The organism is Paraburkholderia youngii, assembly GCF_013366925.1.
GTDB lineage: Bacteria > Pseudomonadota > Gammaproteobacteria > Burkholderiales > Burkholderiaceae > Paraburkholderia > Paraburkholderia youngii.
In genome coordinates, this window is the sequence record NZ_JAALDK010000001.1 from 6251741 (window position 1) to 6268386 (window position 16646).

A 16646-nucleotide genomic window follows, 5' to 3' on the forward strand; every position below is an offset into this window, starting at 1 on the left:
ATGAACGCACCCGATACCCAGAGCCTGATCGGCGCCGCCGTCGAACGCAAAGAAGACTATCGCTTCCTGACCGGCAAAGGCCAGTACACCGACGACATCGTGCTGCCGCAGCAAACCTACGCGGTGTTCCTGCGCTCGCCGCACGCGCACGCGAAGATCAACAGCATCGACACGAGCGCGGCCAAACAGTCGCCGGGCGTGGTCGCAATCTTCACCGGCGCGGACCTGGCGGCGGAGAAGGTCGGCGGACTGCCGTGCGGCTGGCTGATCCACAGCACCGACGGCAAGCCGATGAACGAGCCGCCGCATCCGGTGATCGCGCATACGAAGGCGCGGCATGTGGGCGACCAGATCGCGCTCGTGATCGCCGAATCGATCAAGGCCGCCAAAGATGCAGCTGAACTGATCGAGGTCGATTACGAAGAACTGCCGGCCGTCGTCGATACCGCGCATGCGGCCGACCCGGGTCAGGCAGCGGTGCACGACGAAGTGCCCGACAACGTCTGCTACAACTGGGGTCACGGCGACAAGGCCGCGACCGACGCCGCGTTCGCGAAAGCCGCGCACGTGACCACGCTCGACATCGTCAACAACCGGCTCGTGCCGAACGCGATCGAACCGCGCGCGGTCAACGCGAGCTATTCGGCGCAGGACGATAGCTACACGTTGTATGTGGCGAATCAGAATCCGCACGTCGAGCGGCTGCTGATGGCCGCGTTCGTGCTGTCGCTGCCGGAATCGAAGCTGCGCGTGATCGCGCCGGACGTCGGCGGCGGCTTCGGCTCGAAGATCTTCCTGTACGCGGAAGACGTCGCGCTCACGTGGGCATCGAAGAAGCTCGGCCGGCCGGTCAAATGGACGGCCGAGCGCTCCGAGGCGTTCCTTTCCGACGCGCACGGCCGCGATCACGTGACCAAGGCCGAGCTGGCGTTGGACGCCGACGGCAAGTTCCTCGCGATGCGCGTGCATACGATCGCCAACATGGGCGCCTATCTGTCGACGTTCGCGTCGAGCGTGCCGACGATCCTGTACGCGACGCTGCTCGCCGGCCAATACGCGACGCCCGCGATCTACGCGGAAGTGAAGGCGGTCTTCACCAACACCGTTCCGGTCGATGCGTATCGCGGCGCGGGCCGGCCGGAAGCGACGTTCGTCGTCGAGCGTCTGGTCGAAGCTGCGGCGCGCGAGATGAAGCTCGACCCCGCGGAAATTCGCCGCCGCAACTTCATCACGCAGTTCCCGTACGCGACGCCGGTCGGCCTCACCTACGACACCGGCGACTACAACGCGATCCTGTCGCGCGCGCTGACGCTCGCGGATGTCGAAGGTTTCCCCGCGCGCCGGCAGGAATCGGAAAAGAACGGCAAGCGCCGCGGCCTCGGCTACTCGTGCTACATCGAGGCATGCGGTCTCGCGCCGTCGAACATCGCGGGCGCGCTAGGCGCGCGCGCGGGACTGTTCGAAGTCGGCCAGATTCGCGTGCACCCGACCGGTTCGGTCACCGTGTTCACGGGTTCGCATAGCCACGGCCAAGGCCACGAGACGACCTTCGCGCAAGTGGTCGCCGACCGCCTCGGCATTCCGCTCGACAGCGTCGAGATCGTGCACGGCGACACCGGCCGCATCGCGTTCGGCATGGGCACGTATGGCTCGCGTTCGATCGCGGTCGGCGGCTCGGCAATCTCGAAGGCGCTCGACAAGATCGAGGCAAAGGCGAAGAAAATCGCCGCGCATCTGCTCGAAGCGTCGGCTGAAGACATCGAGTTCAGGAACGGCGTGTTTCGCGTCGCGGGTACCGACCGCACGAAGGCGTTCGCGGAAATTTCACTCGCAGCCTACGTGCCGCACAACTATCCGCTCGATGTGCTCGAACCGGGCCTCGAAGAAAGCGCGTTCTATGACCCGACCAACTTCACGTATCCGTCGGGCGCGTACATCTGCGAGATCGAAGTCGATCCGGACACCGGCGAGAGCCGCATCCAGAAGTTCACCGCGGTCGACGATTTCGGCAACGTGATCAATCCGATGATCGTCGAAGGCCAGGTGCATGGCGGGCTCGGGCAAGGCATCGGCCAGGCGATGCTCGAGCGCTGCGTGTACGACAACGACAGCGGCCAGCTGCTGTCCGGCTCGTACATGGACTACGCGATGCCGCATGCGTCCGATCTGCCCGACTTCACGGTCGAGACCTCGAAGGGCACGCCGTGCACGCACAACCCGCTCGGCGTCAAAGGCTGCGGCGAAGCGGGCGCGATCGGTTCACCGCCGGCCGTGATCAACGCGATCATCGACGCGCTCGCCCCCCTTGGCGTGACCAATCTGCAGATGCCAGCCACGCCGCATCGCGTGTGGTCCGCGATTCAAGCGGCGAAGCAGGCCTGACCCAACGATCCTGAGCGGAGCATTCGACATGTATTCATTCGAGTATCAACGCGCGACGGATCCGCAAGCGGCCGCCGCAGCCCTCACCGCCGACCCGGAAGCGAAGTTTCTCGCCGGCGGCCAGAGCCTTCTGCCGACGATGCGCCTGCGTCTTGCGCAGCCGTCGCAACTGATCGACGTGACGCGCATTCCCGCGCTCAAGACGATCAGCGTCGACGCCAACAAGGTGACGATCGGCGCGGCCGTTTGTCATGCCGGCGTCGCCGGGCATGCGGACGTGCGGCGCGTGTTGCCCGCGCTAGCGGAGCTGGCTTCGAATATCGGCGATCGCCAGGTGCGCGCGCTCGGCACGATTGGCGGCTCGCTCGCGAACAACGATCCGGCCGCGTGCTACCCGGCCGCCGCGATGGGGCTCGACGCGACGATCGTCACGGACCGGCGGCGCATCGCCTCGAGCGATTTCTTCGTCGGCATGTACGAGACCGCGCTCGAACCCGACGAGTTGATCGTCGCCGTCGAGTTTCCGGTGCCCGAGCGCGCCGCGTACGAGAAATTCCGCAATCCGGCCTCGCACTTCGCGCTGGTCGGCGTGTTCGTCGCGAAGTCTGCAGGCGCTGTGCGGGTTGCGGTGACGGGTGCGGCGTCGTCGGTATTTCGCGTGCCCGAGCTCGAAAGCGCGCTGTCGGCGAACTTCACGCCCGAGGCGGCACGCGCGGTCAGCGTGTCGCCCGGCGAGCTGAACGACGACATGCACGCGAGCGCCGCGTATCGCGCGCATCTGATTCCGCTGCTCGCCGCGCGCGCGGTCACGAAGGCAAATGCCTAGCGATACTCGCTAGGCGGCCCGGCTTGCCGCGCGAACATCCTGGCGCGCGCAAGCCGGCTTCGTTCCTTTCGCGAGCAGGCGCCTGCGTTCAACGCCGAGCTCGCGCCCATTGCGTTCTTCACTCGCGCCGCGCCTTGTCATGGCCTGTCGCGCAGATTCAGGACCACCATGCAGCCGGCTTCGATCGACGACACCCTCGCCCAACTCGCCGCCCAAGGCTATTTCGCGAGCCGCGAACTGGCGACCGCGCTGTATCTCGCGCTGCGCATGGAGCGGCCGCTGTTCGTCGAAGGCGAGCCGGGTGTCGGCAAGACCGAGCTCGCGAAAGCGGCGGCCGGCATGCTCGGCACCACGCTGCTGCGGCTGCAATGCTATGAAGGACTCGACACCGCGAGCGCGCTTTATGAGTGGGACTACCCGCGCCAGATCATGGCGCTGCGGCTCGCCGAAGCGAGCGGCGAGCGCCCCGACAACGACACGCTGTATCGCGGCGAATTCCTGCTGAAGCGTCCGCTTCTACAGGCACTGATGCCCGACGAAAACCATCCCGGCGCGCGACGCGTGCTGCTGATCGACGAAATCGACCGCGCCGACGAACCGTTCGAGGCCTTCCTGCTCGAACTGCTTTCGGATTTCCAGGTATCGATTCCCGAATACGGCACCGTGCGCGCCGCACAGCCGCCGCTCGTCATCATGACGTCGAACCGCACGCGCGAAGTGCATGATGCGTTGAAGCGCCGCTGTCTGTATCAATGGATCGGCTATCCGGATCGCGAGCGCGAACTCGAGATCGTCGCCGCGCGCGCGCCGCAAACGTCGGCGCAATTGCAGCGGCGCGCGGTCGACTTCGTGCATCGGCTGCGCGGCATGGATCTGTTCAAGGCGCCTGGCATCGCCGAAACGATCGACTGGTGCCGCGCGCTCGAAGCGCTGTCGGTCACCGAGCTCGATCCGCAATCGGTGCAGAACACGCTCGGCGTGCTGCTCAAGTATCAGGACGATCTCGCGCGCGTGGATGCCGCGCAGATCGCGCAGTGTCTGGCCGGGTGAGGGTCGTCGGCATGACGAACGACATCGGCATACGCAGACACGACGGCGAAAAGCAGCAGTCCGCGCCCATGCTCGCGCGCAACGTCGTTCATTTCGTGCGCGTGCTGCGCGGCGCCGGTTTGCCGATGTCGCCCGCACAGGCCGTCGACGCGCTCGCCGCGTTGCAGTGGATCGATCTCGGCCGCCGCGACGACGTGCGCGCCGCGCTTGCCGCGCTGCTCGTCACCGCGCCCGACGAACGCGAGCTCTTCAATGCCGCATTCGATCTTTTCTGGCGCGACCCCGACTGGGAGGGCAAGCTGCGCGCCCTGCTGCTGCCGAAAGTGCGCGACGGCCTGCCGCCGCCAAAGCGCAACAACCGTCTCGCCGATGCGCTCGCGGTACGCATGCCGCCGTCGCCGCCTCTGAATGCGCCGCAAGAAACCGAGCAGCATGAGTTGCATGCCCAGTTGACGTTCAGCGCGGAAGAGCGGCTGCGTCATCGCGATTTCGACACGCTGAGCGCCGACGAATGGCGCACGCTGCGTCATCTGATCCGCGGCCAGCGGCTGCCGCTCGCCACCGAACCGACGCGGCGCCTGAAGGCGGCATCGCACGGCACGCACGCGGACCTGCGCGCGAGCGCGCGGCACGCGGTGCGCGCCGGTGGCGACTGGACCGTGTGGAAGTATCGCGCGAGGGTCGAGCGCAAGCCGCCGCTCGTGCTGCTGCTCGACATTTCCGGCTCGATGAGCAACTACTCGCGCGCGGTGCTGTACTTCTGCCACGCGTTGTTGCAGTCGCGCGAACGTCTGCAGGTGTTTCTGTTCGGCACGCGGCTCACGAACGCGACGCGCGCATTGCGCGAACGCGATCCCGACGTCGCGATCGCGACGCTCAGCGATCAGGTGGTCGACTGGTCGGGCGGCACGCGCATCGGCGCGGCGCTCGCCGAATTCAACCGACGCTGGGCGCGCCGCGTGCTCACAGGTCGCGCAACGGTGCTGCTCGTCACCGACGGTCTCGATCACGAAGCGATCGACGTGCTCGATACCGAAATAGCGCGCCTCGCACGTTTCGCGCATCGCATCGTGTGGCTCAATCCGCTGCTGCGGTTCAGCGGCTTCACTCCGAAGGCGCGCGGCGTGCAGGCGATCCTGCCGTATGTCGACGCGCATCGTCCGGTTCATAATCTAGACAGTCTCGCAGCGTTCGGCCGCGACCTCGCGCAATTGACGCGCACACCTCGCCACGCCGTCGCCGCGACGACACTCGCAGGAGCAACGTCATGGAATTGAGCGAAACTCATACGCTGCCGGTCGCGCAGCAGCAAACGTGGGACGCGTTGAACGACACCGAGATTCTGCGCGCTTGCATCCCCGGCTGCGAAAGCATCGACCCGGACGGCGAAAACGCGTACCTGGTCACGCTGAGCGCGGCGGTCGGCCCGGTCAAGGCGCGCTTCAAGGGGCGCATGCAACTGACCGACATCGACGCGCCGAACGCCTACACGATCGTGTTCGAAGGCCAGGGCGGAGCGGCCGGCTTCGCGAAGGGCAATACGCAGGTCACGCTCGAAGCCGACGGCGATGCCGCGACGAAGCTCTCCTACACCGCCAACGCGCAGGTCGGCGGCAAGCTCGCGCAGATCGGCTCGCGGCTCGTCGACGGCGCGGCGCGCAAGATTGCCGGGGAGTTTTTCAAGCGCTTGAGTGCCCAGCTCTCGGGTGAGAATAGCGCTGATGAAGCTGCGGACGGTGACGCCTCGGTGGAGACCGAAACCGAAGCCGAAGCCGCGTCAGCGTCTGAGCAAACGGAATCGAAAGAGGCCGCGGACGGCGAGTCCGGCGGCGAAGCAAAGAAAGGGAAAAAATCATGGACAGCGTGGATCTCGAAGTTCTGAAGACTAGCGCCCGCTGGCTGGACGACGGACATCGCGCGCTCCTCGTGACGGTCGTGAAGACGTGGGGCTCGTCGCCGCGTCCCGAGGGCGCGATGCTCGCGGTGCGCGACGACGGCCTCGTGGTGGGCTCGGTGTCGGGCGGCTGCATCGAAGACGATCTGATCGACCGCGTACGGCAACAGGGCATCGAGCAGACGCATCCGGAAGCGGTGAAATACGGGATCACGGCCGAGGAAGCGCATCGCTTCGGGCTGCCGTGCGGCGGCACGATCCAGCTCGTGCTCGAACCGTTGACGCGGCAAAGCGGCATCGCCGAGTTGTGTCACGCGGTGGAGAGCGGCCGGCTCGTCGCGCGTGAACTCGACATGGCGACGGGCGCGGTGCGGCTCGACAACGCGCAGGCGACCGACGGCGTGCATTTCGACGGCGAGCGTCTGCTGACGATCCACGGCCCGCGCTACCGGATGCTCGTGATCGGCGCCGGGCAGTTGTCGCGCTACCTGTGCCACATCGCGGTGGGGCTCGATTATCAGGTGACGGTCTGCGATCCGCGCGAGGAATACACCGAGGAATGGGACGTGCCGGGCACGAAGATCGTCCGCACGATGCCGGACGATACCGTGATCGACATGAAGCTCGACGAGCGCTGCGCGGTGATCGCGCTCACGCACGATCCGAAGCTCGACGATCTCGCGCTGATGGAAGCATTAAAGACGCCGGCGTTTTATGTCGGCGCGCTCGGCTCGCGCCGGAACAATCACGCGCGACGCGAACGTTTGAAGGAGTTCGATTTGAACGAAGCCGAACTGGCCCGTTTGCATGGGCCAGTCGGCATTTATATCGGCAGCAGGACGCCGCCTGAGATCGCCGTGTCGATTCTCGCGGAGGTGACGGCGGCCAAGAATGGCGTGTCGCTGCCGACGCTATTGCAGGTCGAAGGCGCAAAGGCTGCACGGGAAATTGCGGCGTCGGGTGGCGCCGCTTGCAAAGCGTAGCCTGCCGCGTTCAACAAACCAGACGGAGGGCACCGGGCGTGCCTTCCGCGCTTACATCAAGCCGCAAAGCACCGCCGCGATCACTGATCCGCTCACCAGTACCACGCCCACCACGCGGCGTTTATTCAATTCGGTCCACAGCAGCACGCCGGTCAGCGACAGCAGAATCAGGCTGCCCGCGATCGTGTCGATCAACAGCACCCACCCGACGCTGAGACCCACGCCCTTGTGCAGATTGCTCAGCGTCGCGAAAAACGAGTTGCGCGTGTGCTTCACCGTCACGAAGCCATTGCCGACCCAGTACTCGGCCTGCACGCTCTGCCCCGGGCCCATGATGCCGACCTGCCATTGCTCAGGCTGAATCGTGCTGTGATCGCCCCACGCGACCGGATGGGCGGGCTCGCGCTTCGCGCGTCCGGGCTTGCCGTCGATCTTCAGTTCGCGTTGCAGCCACTTCGCCATCTCCCCCGGCGAGTGCAGCGGTTTCTCAGGCACCGCGATCTGCATTTCCTCGACCTGCGGCGCGCCCGTGGAAATTTTCAGCGGACCGGCGCGATGATTGAGCAGAAAGCCGGTCACGCCGAACATCAGCCCGAGCACCGCGCCCCACAAGCCGATCCAGCCATGCACATTGCGCAGCCACTTGATGAAGGTCGCACGACGCGAACGCTGCCGCCCCGGCGCCTGCTGCGCGGCGGCGCCCGGCGCGGGGACGCCCGGCGCGGCGACGGTAGGTTTCAAATCGATCGATTCAGGCGCGTTCAAAACGGACTCCAGGCTAGAGCGGCAAGAAGAATTTGAGTGAGAAGAGGCGGATCGGCCGGCTTGTGATTCGGGCGATCGCGTGAAGGGCTGGCTGGCGGTCACAGAGGAGGAGACGCGTGACAAAAAGCTTGCGATGCCTTTCAATTGAGAAGCATTATCATTACACAATTAAGTGTTTTGCTCAATGTCGGGACGCTGTGGGTGCGCGGTGCATACCCGCCCGGCAATCTTCGAGTCGCTTCCAGATGCGCGCCAGCCGCTTGACATCCGCGCGGCGTGAAACGACGCTAGCTGGCGATGCCGTCAACGTTATCGTCCGGGGACACCTGCCGTCATGCGACTCTGCCTCGTGGTCCTTGCCACCGCCAGCTGGCTGGCCGGCATTCATGCCGCGAGCGCGAGCGTGCCGGTCAAACTGGACGACCCGTACACCAACGAAGGCGAGACGCAGACCTTCACCATCAGCGCGGACGGCTCGTATGCGAAGCTCGATTCGATGACGCTGCGCGTGAACAACGAAGCCGGTGTCGAGCGGGTCGCGCAGCAATACGTCTGGTTCAACCGCAACATGGCCGACGTGCAGATCCTCGAGGCCTATACAGTCACCGCCGATGGTAAACGTCACGAGGTAGCGCCCGAGCAGATCCGCGACGTGCAGGAAGTCCGTTCGTTCGACGCGCCGATGTTCCAGGACATCCAGGAAAAGGTGATAGTGTTCCCCGCGGTCGAACCCGGCGCTCGCGTGCATCTGACGTACCGCAAGACGCAGCGGCAGCCGATCGTGCCTGGGGAATTCAGCGACTTCACGCCGCCCGACCTCGCGCCGACCCGCAACTTCCGCCTGATCTACGACCTGCCCGCCGACAAGCCGTTGTACGCGGACGCGCGCGGCTTCAGCGCGGTGACGCCCATCACGCGCGACGGCCGCACGCGCTACGAATTCCGCTACGACAAGGCGCATTTCGACCGGCTCGAACGCGGCTCGATCGCGTACGTGTCGTACGGGGATCGGCTGATGGTGTCGACGTTTCCGAGCTATGCCGCGTTCGCCGCGTCCTATCGGAGCGCCGCGGCCGACCCGGGTACGCACGACGCCGCGATCACCCAGCTCGCGCAGCAGTTGACCGCGCACGATCACACCCCGCGCGACAAAGCCAAAACGCTGTACGACTGGGTTCGCCGCAATATCCGCTATGTCGCGATCTACGTCGGGCGAGGCTCCGTCGTGCCGCACAGCGCGAGCGCGATCCTCGCGAACCGCTATGGCGATTGCAAGGACCACGTCGCGCTCTACGGCGCGCTGCTCGACGCGGTCGGCGTGCGCAACGAGCCGGCGCTGATCAGCAGCGGCACCATCTACACGCTGCCGAGCGTGCCCGGCTACGGCGTCATCAATCATGCGATCACGTGGCTGCCCGATTTGCAGACGTACGCGGATTCGACCGCGTCGAACGTCGAGTTCGGTTTTCTGCCTTCATCCGACATGAACCGTCCCACCGTGTTGATCGACGACGGCGTGCTAGCGCAAACACCGGCCACCGCGCAGATGTCGCGCAGCACCGATCTCGCGATCAAGATCGAACCGGACGGCTCGGCGAGCTTCACGTATCGGCTGCAGGATGCCGGACCGTATGCCGAGCAGGCCCGCGCGCGGCTACGCACGCAGACGCCCGGGCAACGAGAGGAATCGATTCAGGCCGAGTTGCGCAACGCGAATCTGCGCGGCACCGCGACGCTGACGACGAGCGACCTCAGCGCGGTCGACGGCCCGCTCACGCTGACGATGAAGGGGACGCTGGAAAGTCTCGTGGTGACCGGCATGACCGCATCGATCCCGGCCTTGACGAGCCTCGGCGGCGGCGTTGAGGCCGATACGCGCTACTGGCTCGGCGAACGCAAGCGCACGCAGCCGTTCGTGTGCCACAACCTCGCGATCCACGAACGCGCGCGCATCGAACTGCCGGCCAACTTCCGCGTGCTCGACATGCCGGAGGCGCAACGCACGCAGGACCGCTTCGTCGATTTCACGTCGGAGTACACGTTCGATCCGCTCAGCAACGTGGTCACGATGACGCGCGACGGCGCCACCCATTTCGACAGCGACGTGTGCACGCCCGATGATTTCACGCGCATGCGTCCCGCGATCGAAGCGATCGGACGGGACGTGCGCGCGGAGGTGATCGTCAGATCGACGCTGGTGGAGTCGTCGAACGTGGCGTCGCAGGCGCCTTGACCATCAACGCGTTAACGCGTCAAACCGGCCACAACGGCCCTTCCTGCATCGCGCCGATCTGCTCGCGCATCTCGAGGATGCGGTCCTCCCAGTAGCGCTGGGTGTTGAACCATGGAAACGCCGCTGGAAACGCCGGATCGTTCCAGCGGCGGGCGAGCCACGCCTGATAGTGAATCAGCCGCAACGTGCGAAGCGCTTCGATCAGATACAGTTCGCGCGGCTCGAACTCGCAGAAATCCTCGTAGCCGGCGAGCAGATCGGCGAGCGCGCGCGACGCCTCCGCGCGTTCACCCGGTAGCAGCAGCCACAGGTCCTGAATCGCGGGACCCATGCGGCTGTCGTCGAAATCGACGAAATGCGGGCCCGCATCGGTCCACAACAGGTTACTCGGATGACAGTCGCCATGCAGACGCAATGTGCGAATCTCGCCGGCCCGCTCGAACGCACGCGCGACGCCTTCGAGCGCGAGATTCACGACGGTTTCCCACGCGGTGCGCAGGTCGTCGGGCACGAAACGATGCGCGAGCAGGAAGTCGCGCGGCTCGTAGCCGAACGTGTCGATGTTCAGCGCGGGACGTTCCGCGTAGTCCTGGGTTTGCCCGATCGCATGAATGCGTCCGATGAAACGTCCGAGCCATTCGAGCGTGTCGCGCCGGTCGAGATCCGGCGCGCGACCTCCGCGTCGCTCGAAGACCGAGAAGCGGAAACCGTCGAAGCTATGCAGTGTGCGGCCATCGAGCATGCGCGCAGGCACGGCCGGAATCTCGCGCGCGGCGAGTTCGGCGACGAACGCGTGCTCTTCGAGAATCGCCGCGTCGCTCCAACGCTCGGGACGATAGAACTTCGCGACCACTGGCGGACCGTCTTCGACGCCGACCTGATAGACGCGATTTTCGTAGCTGTTGAGCGGCAGCAGACGGCCGTCGGTCCGCACGCCGGACGTTGCGAGCACGCCGTCGATCGCGTCCAGCACGGTTTCCGGCGTGAGCCGCGCGAACGGCACGGCGCCATCGGCGCCGGCCTCAGGATGGAAATTATCGGGAATGGTGTCGTTCATGCCCCGCATTGTGCGCCGCGCCGCGGCTAAAGACGAGGGCGACGGCTCGCAATGCGTGCGTGGCACGCTGGAAATACGGGCTGATTTGCGGCGCGCCGTGAATCGACGCGCGCATCAACCCGCAGCGATGCTGGCGAGCCGATCTCACCTTACAACATCACTACAACCCACTCCTGCGTGTCACACAACGGCAATGAGCAACAGGTAAGCCTCTCGTTCAATGCGTCTGCGCGCCGGCCGGACGTATCAGGTCGCCGGTATCGATCAGGTCTTCGAGGAAAAAGGGTTCGGTATTGAGCTGCCGCGATGCGCCGGGTTCGCCGGCGTACCACGCCACCATCGCCATGTCGCCAAGAATGCGCATGACGATTCCGCGCGCGCCTTGCGGCACGGCGATATGTACCGATCGGACAATGGAACCGACTTCCATGATAATTCCCCGCTTCCCTTAGCCGGCTTTATGATTTCACGCCGGTCGAGGTGATGATAAAAACGCCGCTTCGCATTGGACGTTGCGTGCGCACTTAATCTGTCGCGCGCCTGGCGCGTGAGAGCTTCGAGTCATTGTTCCCGCTTTGCGGGGCTTTGGGAAGGCGAATAGAAGGCTTTCACCAGTCGTTTCGCCCTATTCCCATTACGCTGCGCACGGCCGATGATTTCGGCGTCAGACGTCGTAATGAAGACCATCATAAACCCTGCGGGGGGAGACATCAAAAACGTGCATTGCCAGAACGATCTGCCAGATGCGGGTGAGGCGCAGCCTCGCACCTGTCTTCGCGCCCACGGGCGCGCCTGCGTTTCCGATCCACGCGGCGCGGCCGCGGCTGATTTCATTCGTCGGCGCTAGTCATGTGGATCGTTCGTCTCGCGCTACGGCGCCCCTATACGTTCGTCGTGCTGGCGCTGTTGTTGCTGATCGTCGGGCCGTTGACGATTCTGCGCACGCCCACCGACATCTTTCCGAACATCGATATTCCGGTGCTGTCGGTGATCTGGTCGTACAACGGCCTGCCCGCCGACGAAATGGAGCGGCGCATCGCGCTGAACTACGAGCGCGGCTTGTCGGTGGCGGTCAACGATATCGAACACACGGAATCGACGTCGCTGAACGGCATCACGGTCATCAAGATCTTTTTCCAGCCGGGCGCGAATATCGACGAAGCGCTCGCGCAGGTCACCGCGCTGTCGCAGTCGCAAGTGCGCTCGCTGCCGCCCGGCATCACGCCGCCGTTCATCCTGCGCTACAACGCGTCGACGGTACCGATTCTGCGGCTCGCGTTGTCGTCCGCGTCGCTGACCGAGCAGGAGCTGTTCGACTTCGGCAATAACTTCCTGAAGACGCAGCTCGCCACCGTACCGGGTGCATCCGCGCCGCTGCCGTATGGCGGCAAGCAACGGCAGATCATGATCGATATCGATTCGCGCAAGCTGCAGGAGCGCAATCTGTCGCCGATGGACGTGGTCAGCGCGGTCTCCGCGCAGAACCTGATTCTGCCTTCTGGCACCGCGAAAATCGGCTCGACCGAGTACTCGGTGGTAATGAACGGCAGCCCCGATTCGCTCGCCGGGCTGAACAACATTCCGATCCGCACCACCGCAAACGGCACCGTCTATATCCGCGACGTCGCGCACGTGCGCGACGGCTACCAGCCGCAGACCAACATCGTGCGCGTGAACGGCCAGCGCGCCGCGCTGCTGACGATCAACAAAAGCGGCAACACGTCCACGCTCGATATCGTCGACCGCATCAAGACGATGATGCCGACGCTGCGCAATCTGGTGCCGCCGTCGCTGAATATCGACCCTGTCGCCGACCAGTCGCTGTTCGTGCGTGCATCGGTAGAGGGCGTATTGCGTGAAGCGCTGATCGCCGCGTGCCTGACGGGCCTGATGATTCTGCTGTTCCTCGGCAACTGGCGCGCGACGCTGATCATCGCGGTATCGATTCCGTTGTCGATGATCACGTCGATCATCGCGTTGTCGGCGCTCGGCCAGACGATCAACATCATGACGCTCGGCGGGCTCGCGCTCGCGGTCGGGATTCTGGTCGACGATGCGACCGTCGCGATCGAGAACATCAGCCATCAGCTCGAACAGGGCAAGACGCTAGAGCAGGCGATTCTCGACGGCGCGCATCAGATCGCGATTCCGACACTCGTGTCGACGTTGTCGATCTGTATCGTGTTCGTGCCGATGTTTCTGCTCACCGGTGTCGCGCACTACCTGTTCATTCCGCTCGCCGAAGCGGTGGTGTTCGCGATGCTCGCGTCGTACTTCTTCTCGCGTACGCTCGTGCCGACGCTCGCGAAGTATCTGCTGCGCTATCACCACAAGCCCGCTGATCTGCATCACGCGCCGGCGCAAACACGCAATCCGTTCATGCGCGTGCACTATGCGTTCGAGCGCGGTTTCTCGCGCTTGCGCGAGCGCTATCGCGTGTTTCTCGAAGCGCGTATCGCGCGGCCGGGTCTGTTCGTCACGCTGTTTCTCGTGTGCTGTGGCGCGTCGCTGCTGTTGCTGCCGTTTATCGGCCGCGACTTTTTCCCCGCCGTCGATGCCGGCACGATCGCACTGCACATGCGCGCGAAAACCGGCATGCGGGTCGAGGAAACCGCGGTGCTGACCGATCGAGTCGATGCGCGCATCCGCCAGCTGATTCCGGCCGGCGAACTGCATTCGATCATCGACAACATCGGCCTGCCGGTGTCGGGTATCAACCTGTCGTACAGCAACACGGGCACGATCGGCACCTCCGACTCGGACATCCTGATCACGCTGAATCCCGAACATCATCCGAGCACCGGCTATGTGCGCACCTTGCGGCGCACGCTCACCGACGAATTCCCCGGCGTGCAGTTCGCGTTTCTGCCGGCCGATATCGTCAGTCAGACGCTGAACTTCGGCATGCCGTCGGCGATCGACATCCAGATCGTCGGCCGTGAGGTGGCCGCCAATCGTGCGTTCGCCGCGAAGCTGCTGAACCGTCTGCGCACGGTGCCGGGACTCGTCGATGCGCGCATCCAGCAGCCCGCCGATCTGCCGCGGATTTTCATCGACGTCGATCGCACGCGCGCGCAGCAAGCGGGCTTTTCGCAGCGCGATATCGCGAGCAATCTGCTGATCACGCTGTCGGGCAGCCAGCAGACCACGCCGACGTTCTGGCTCAACCCGCGTAACGGCGTCAGCTACAACGTGATCACGGAGGCGCCGCAATACACGATCGATTCGTTGCAATCGCTCGCGAACATCCCGTTGAACGCCAACGGGCGCAACAACATTCTCGGCTCGCTCGCGACGATGCGCCGCGAAGCCAGCAACGCGGTGCTCACGCACTACAACGCGCAAACCACGATCGACATCTACGGCACCGCCGACGGCCGGGACCTCGGCGGCGTGTCCGACGACATCCGCAGGATCATCGACGAATCGAAAGCCGAGCTGCCGAAGAGCTCGACGATCGAACTGCGCGGCCAGGTGCAAACGATGAACGAGTCGTTCTCGGGCCTGCTCGCCGGTCTGCTGTTCGCGGTGCTGCTCGTGTATCTGCTGATCGTCGTCAATTTCCAGTCGTGGCTCGATCCGTTCATCATCATCACCGCGCTGCCGGGCGCGCTCGCGGGTATCGTGTGGATGCTGTTCCTCACGCACACCACACTGTCGATCCCGGCCCTCACCGGCGCGATCATGTGTATCGGCATCGCGACCGCGAACTCGATTCTGGTGATCAGCTTCGCGCGCGAACAGCTGCTGCTGCACGGCGACGCGACCCGCGCGGCGATCGAAGCGGGCTTCACGCGTTTCCGCCCGGTGCTGATGACCGCGCTCGCGATGGTGATCGGCATGGTGCCGATGGCGATCGGTCTCGGCGAAGGCGGCGAGCAGAATGCGCCGCTCGGGCGCGCGGTGATCGGCGGGCTCGCGGTCGGCACGCTGGCCACGCTGATCTTCGTGCCGGTGGTGTTCTCGATGATCTATCGACGGCTCGCGGCGCGGCATCAGCGGGCCGCGGAACACGTGGTGCAGAAGCCATGAACATCCAGCACGCGATGACCGTACCAACTGGCACGCGCAACATGCGATGCCACGACACAAGAGGCAGCCTCGACTGCCCATGCAATTTCGAAGGGGAAGCTTGATGGAAGCACAACGTCCCGGCGGCTCGGGTTCGGGTTCAGGCTCTGGCTCTGGCGGTCACGCCGCGCACGATCCGGCGAAAGCGCGACGCACGCGCCTGATCATGATCGCCGCCGCCGTCGCGGTGCTCGCGCTCGCCGCGCAAGGCATCTGGTCGCGCCACGATGCGCATGCGGCGCTCGAACGCGATGCCGAGCACACGAGCCAGATAAGCGTCGAAGTCGTGCAGCCGCAGAAGTCGTCGGCCGGGTTCGATCTGACGTTGCCCGGCAACGTGCAGGCCTTCCTCGACACGCCGATCTACGCACGCACCAACGGCTATCTGAAGAAGTGGTACGCCGACATCGGCGCGCGCGTGAAGAGCGGCCAGTTGCTCGCGGAAATCGACACGCCCGAAATCGACGACCAGTTGCGCGCCGCCCGCGCCGATCTCGCCAACGCCGAAGCGAATTACGCGCTGGCGAAGAGCACCGCGGATCGCTGGACGGAAATGTTCAGAAGCAAGTCGGTGTCGAAGCAGGAGACCGACGAAAAAGTCGGCGACATGCTCGCGAAAAAGGCCACGCTCGACGCCGCGCGTTTCAACGTCGCAAGACTCGAAAAGACCCAGTCGTTCCAGAAAGTCTATGCGCCGTTCGACGGCACCGTGACCGCGCGCAACGTCGACGTCGGCGCGCTGATCGACGCGGGCAGCTCGGGCGGTCCCGCGAAGGAACTGTTTCATGTCGCGCAGGCGGACCGGCTGCGCGTCTATGTGAACGTGCCGCAAGCGTACGCGCAGCAGGTGCGCGCGCAGCAGAGCGCGTTTCTGACGCTGACCGAGATGCCGTCGCGGCACTATCCGGGCACGGTCGCGCGCACCGCCGGCGCGGTCGATCCGCAGCAGCGCACGATGCTCGTCGAAGTCGACGTCGACAATCGCAGCGGCGAGCTGTTGCCGGGCGCGTACGCGCAGGTGCATTTCGCGCTCGGCGCGGGCACGGCGTCGTTCACGCTGCCAGGCAACGCGCTGCTGTTCCGCCCCGACGGCGTCAAGGTCGCGACCGTCGATCCCCAGCACAAGGTGAAGCTGCTGCCGGTATCGCTCGGCACGGACTTCGGCACGCGCGTCGCGATCGTGGCGGGCTTGCAGGGCAACGAGCAGGTGATCCTGAATCCGCAGGATTCGATCGTCGATGGCGCACCGGTGCGCATCGTGCCGCGCAAGGCGGAAGACGGTCCGGCTTCGGAAGGCGCGGCTGGAGCCGCCGGTGCGACCGGCGCGGCGGCCAGCTCGCCGGCGACGCTAGCCGGCGCGCGGCCGGGCGCGAGGACGTGATGAT

12 protein-coding genes are annotated in these 16646 nt (G+C 65.2%); 9 read left to right on the top strand and 3 right to left on the bottom strand.

The features are described from left to right. From G5S42_RS28495 to G5S42_RS28520, 6 genes are all read left to right on the top strand, one after another. Positions 1-2382, top strand: coding sequence for a xanthine dehydrogenase family protein molybdopterin-binding subunit (locus G5S42_RS28495; RefSeq protein ID WP_176109788.1), 2382 nt, complete (start codon positions 1-3; stop codon positions 2380-2382). Positions 2383-2410: 28 nt separating this feature from the next. Further along, positions 2411-3208: an FAD binding domain-containing protein gene (locus tag G5S42_RS28500; protein WP_176109789.1), complete on the top strand. Its 798-nt coding sequence runs from the start codon at positions 2411-2413 to the stop codon at positions 3206-3208. Between the two features lie 168 nt (positions 3209-3376). Then, the gene (locus G5S42_RS28505) at positions 3377-4258 is read left to right on the top strand and encodes an AAA family ATPase (RefSeq protein WP_176109790.1); all 882 of its coding nucleotides are present in this window, start codon (positions 3377-3379) and stop codon (positions 4256-4258) included. An 11-nt stretch (positions 4259-4269) separates the two neighbouring features. Then, the gene (locus G5S42_RS28510) at positions 4270-5535 is read left to right on the top strand and encodes a vWA domain-containing protein (RefSeq protein WP_176109791.1); all 1266 of its coding nucleotides are present in this window, start codon (positions 4270-4272) and stop codon (positions 5533-5535) included. Then, positions 5526-6140 (top strand): SRPBCC family protein, encoded by a 615-nt coding sequence (locus G5S42_RS28515; protein ID WP_176109792.1) that lies wholly within the window; start codon positions 5526-5528, stop codon positions 6138-6140. The genes G5S42_RS28510 and G5S42_RS28515 overlap by 10 nt, the downstream gene beginning before the upstream one ends. Continuing rightward, positions 6113-7135, top strand: coding sequence for an XdhC family protein (locus G5S42_RS28520; protein ID WP_176109793.1), 1023 nt, complete (start codon positions 6113-6115; stop codon positions 7133-7135). Before G5S42_RS28515 ends, G5S42_RS28520 begins: the two co-directional genes overlap by 28 nt. Positions 7136-7186: 51 nt before the next feature. Here G5S42_RS28520 and G5S42_RS28525 read toward each other — a convergent pair whose 3' ends face one another. Next, positions 7187-7900 (bottom strand): PepSY-associated TM helix domain-containing protein, encoded by a 714-nt coding sequence (locus G5S42_RS28525; RefSeq protein WP_176109794.1) that lies wholly within the window; start codon positions 7898-7900, stop codon positions 7187-7189. Positions 7901-8234: 334 nt separating this feature from the next. On the opposite strand from G5S42_RS28525, the gene G5S42_RS28530 reads away from it, so the two are divergent. Further along, entirely contained in the window at positions 8235-10133 is a 1899-nt protein-coding gene (locus tag G5S42_RS28530; RefSeq protein WP_176109795.1) for a DUF3857 domain-containing transglutaminase family protein, read from the top strand. Between the two features lie 19 nt (positions 10134-10152). On the opposite strand, the gene G5S42_RS28535 is transcribed toward G5S42_RS28530, so the two are convergent. After that, the gene (locus tag G5S42_RS28535; protein WP_176109796.1) at positions 10153-11190 is read right to left on the bottom strand and encodes a serine/threonine protein kinase; all 1038 of its coding nucleotides are present in this window, start codon (positions 11188-11190) and stop codon (positions 10153-10155) included. 217 nt (positions 11191-11407) lie between these two features. Beyond that, positions 11408-11620: a hypothetical protein gene (locus G5S42_RS28540; protein ID WP_176109797.1), complete on the bottom strand. Its 213-nt coding sequence runs from the start codon at positions 11618-11620 to the stop codon at positions 11408-11410. Between the two features lie 419 nt (positions 11621-12039). Here G5S42_RS28540 and G5S42_RS28545 point away from each other — a divergent pair, with 419 nt between their 5' ends. Further along, positions 12040-15222 (top strand): efflux RND transporter permease subunit, encoded by a 3183-nt coding sequence (locus G5S42_RS28545; RefSeq protein WP_176109798.1) that lies wholly within the window; start codon positions 12040-12042, stop codon positions 15220-15222. Between the two features lie 103 nt (positions 15223-15325). After that, on the top strand, positions 15326-16642 hold the full coding sequence (locus tag G5S42_RS28550; RefSeq protein WP_176109799.1) for an efflux RND transporter periplasmic adaptor subunit: 1317 nt from the start codon (positions 15326-15328) through the stop codon (positions 16640-16642). The last annotated feature ends 4 nt before the right edge of the window (positions 16643-16646 follow it).

What these genes read in the sequence shown, in the direction of transcription:
- G5S42_RS28495 (WP_176109788.1), top strand. Translation starts at nt 1, where the DNA reads ATGAACGCACCCGATACCCAGAGCCTGATCGGCGCCGCCGTCGAACGC.
- G5S42_RS28500 (WP_176109789.1), top strand. Translation starts at nt 2,411, where the DNA reads ATGTATTCATTCGAGTATCAACGCGCGACGGATCCGCAAGCGGCCGCC.
- G5S42_RS28505 (WP_176109790.1), top strand. Translation starts at nt 3,377, where the DNA reads ATGCAGCCGGCTTCGATCGACGACACCCTCGCCCAACTCGCCGCCCAA.
- G5S42_RS28510 (WP_176109791.1), top strand. Translation starts at nt 4,270, where the DNA reads ATGACGAACGACATCGGCATACGCAGACACGACGGCGAAAAGCAGCAG.
- G5S42_RS28515 (WP_176109792.1), top strand. Translation starts at nt 5,526, where the DNA reads ATGGAATTGAGCGAAACTCATACGCTGCCGGTCGCGCAGCAGCAAACG.
- G5S42_RS28520 (WP_176109793.1), top strand. Translation starts at nt 6,113, where the DNA reads ATGGACAGCGTGGATCTCGAAGTTCTGAAGACTAGCGCCCGCTGGCTG.
- G5S42_RS28530 (WP_176109795.1), top strand. Translation starts at nt 8,235, where the DNA reads ATGCGACTCTGCCTCGTGGTCCTTGCCACCGCCAGCTGGCTGGCCGGC.
- G5S42_RS28535 (WP_176109796.1), bottom strand. Translation starts at nt 11,190, where the DNA reads ATGAACGACACCATTCCCGATAATTTCCATCCTGAGGCCGGCGCCGAT.
- G5S42_RS28540 (WP_176109797.1), bottom strand. Translation starts at nt 11,620, where the DNA reads ATGGAAGTCGGTTCCATTGTCCGATCGGTACATATCGCCGTGCCGCAA.
- G5S42_RS28545 (WP_176109798.1), top strand. Translation starts at nt 12,040, where the DNA reads ATGTGGATCGTTCGTCTCGCGCTACGGCGCCCCTATACGTTCGTCGTG.
- G5S42_RS28550 (WP_176109799.1), top strand. Translation starts at nt 15,326, where the DNA reads ATGGAAGCACAACGTCCCGGCGGCTCGGGTTCGGGTTCAGGCTCTGGC.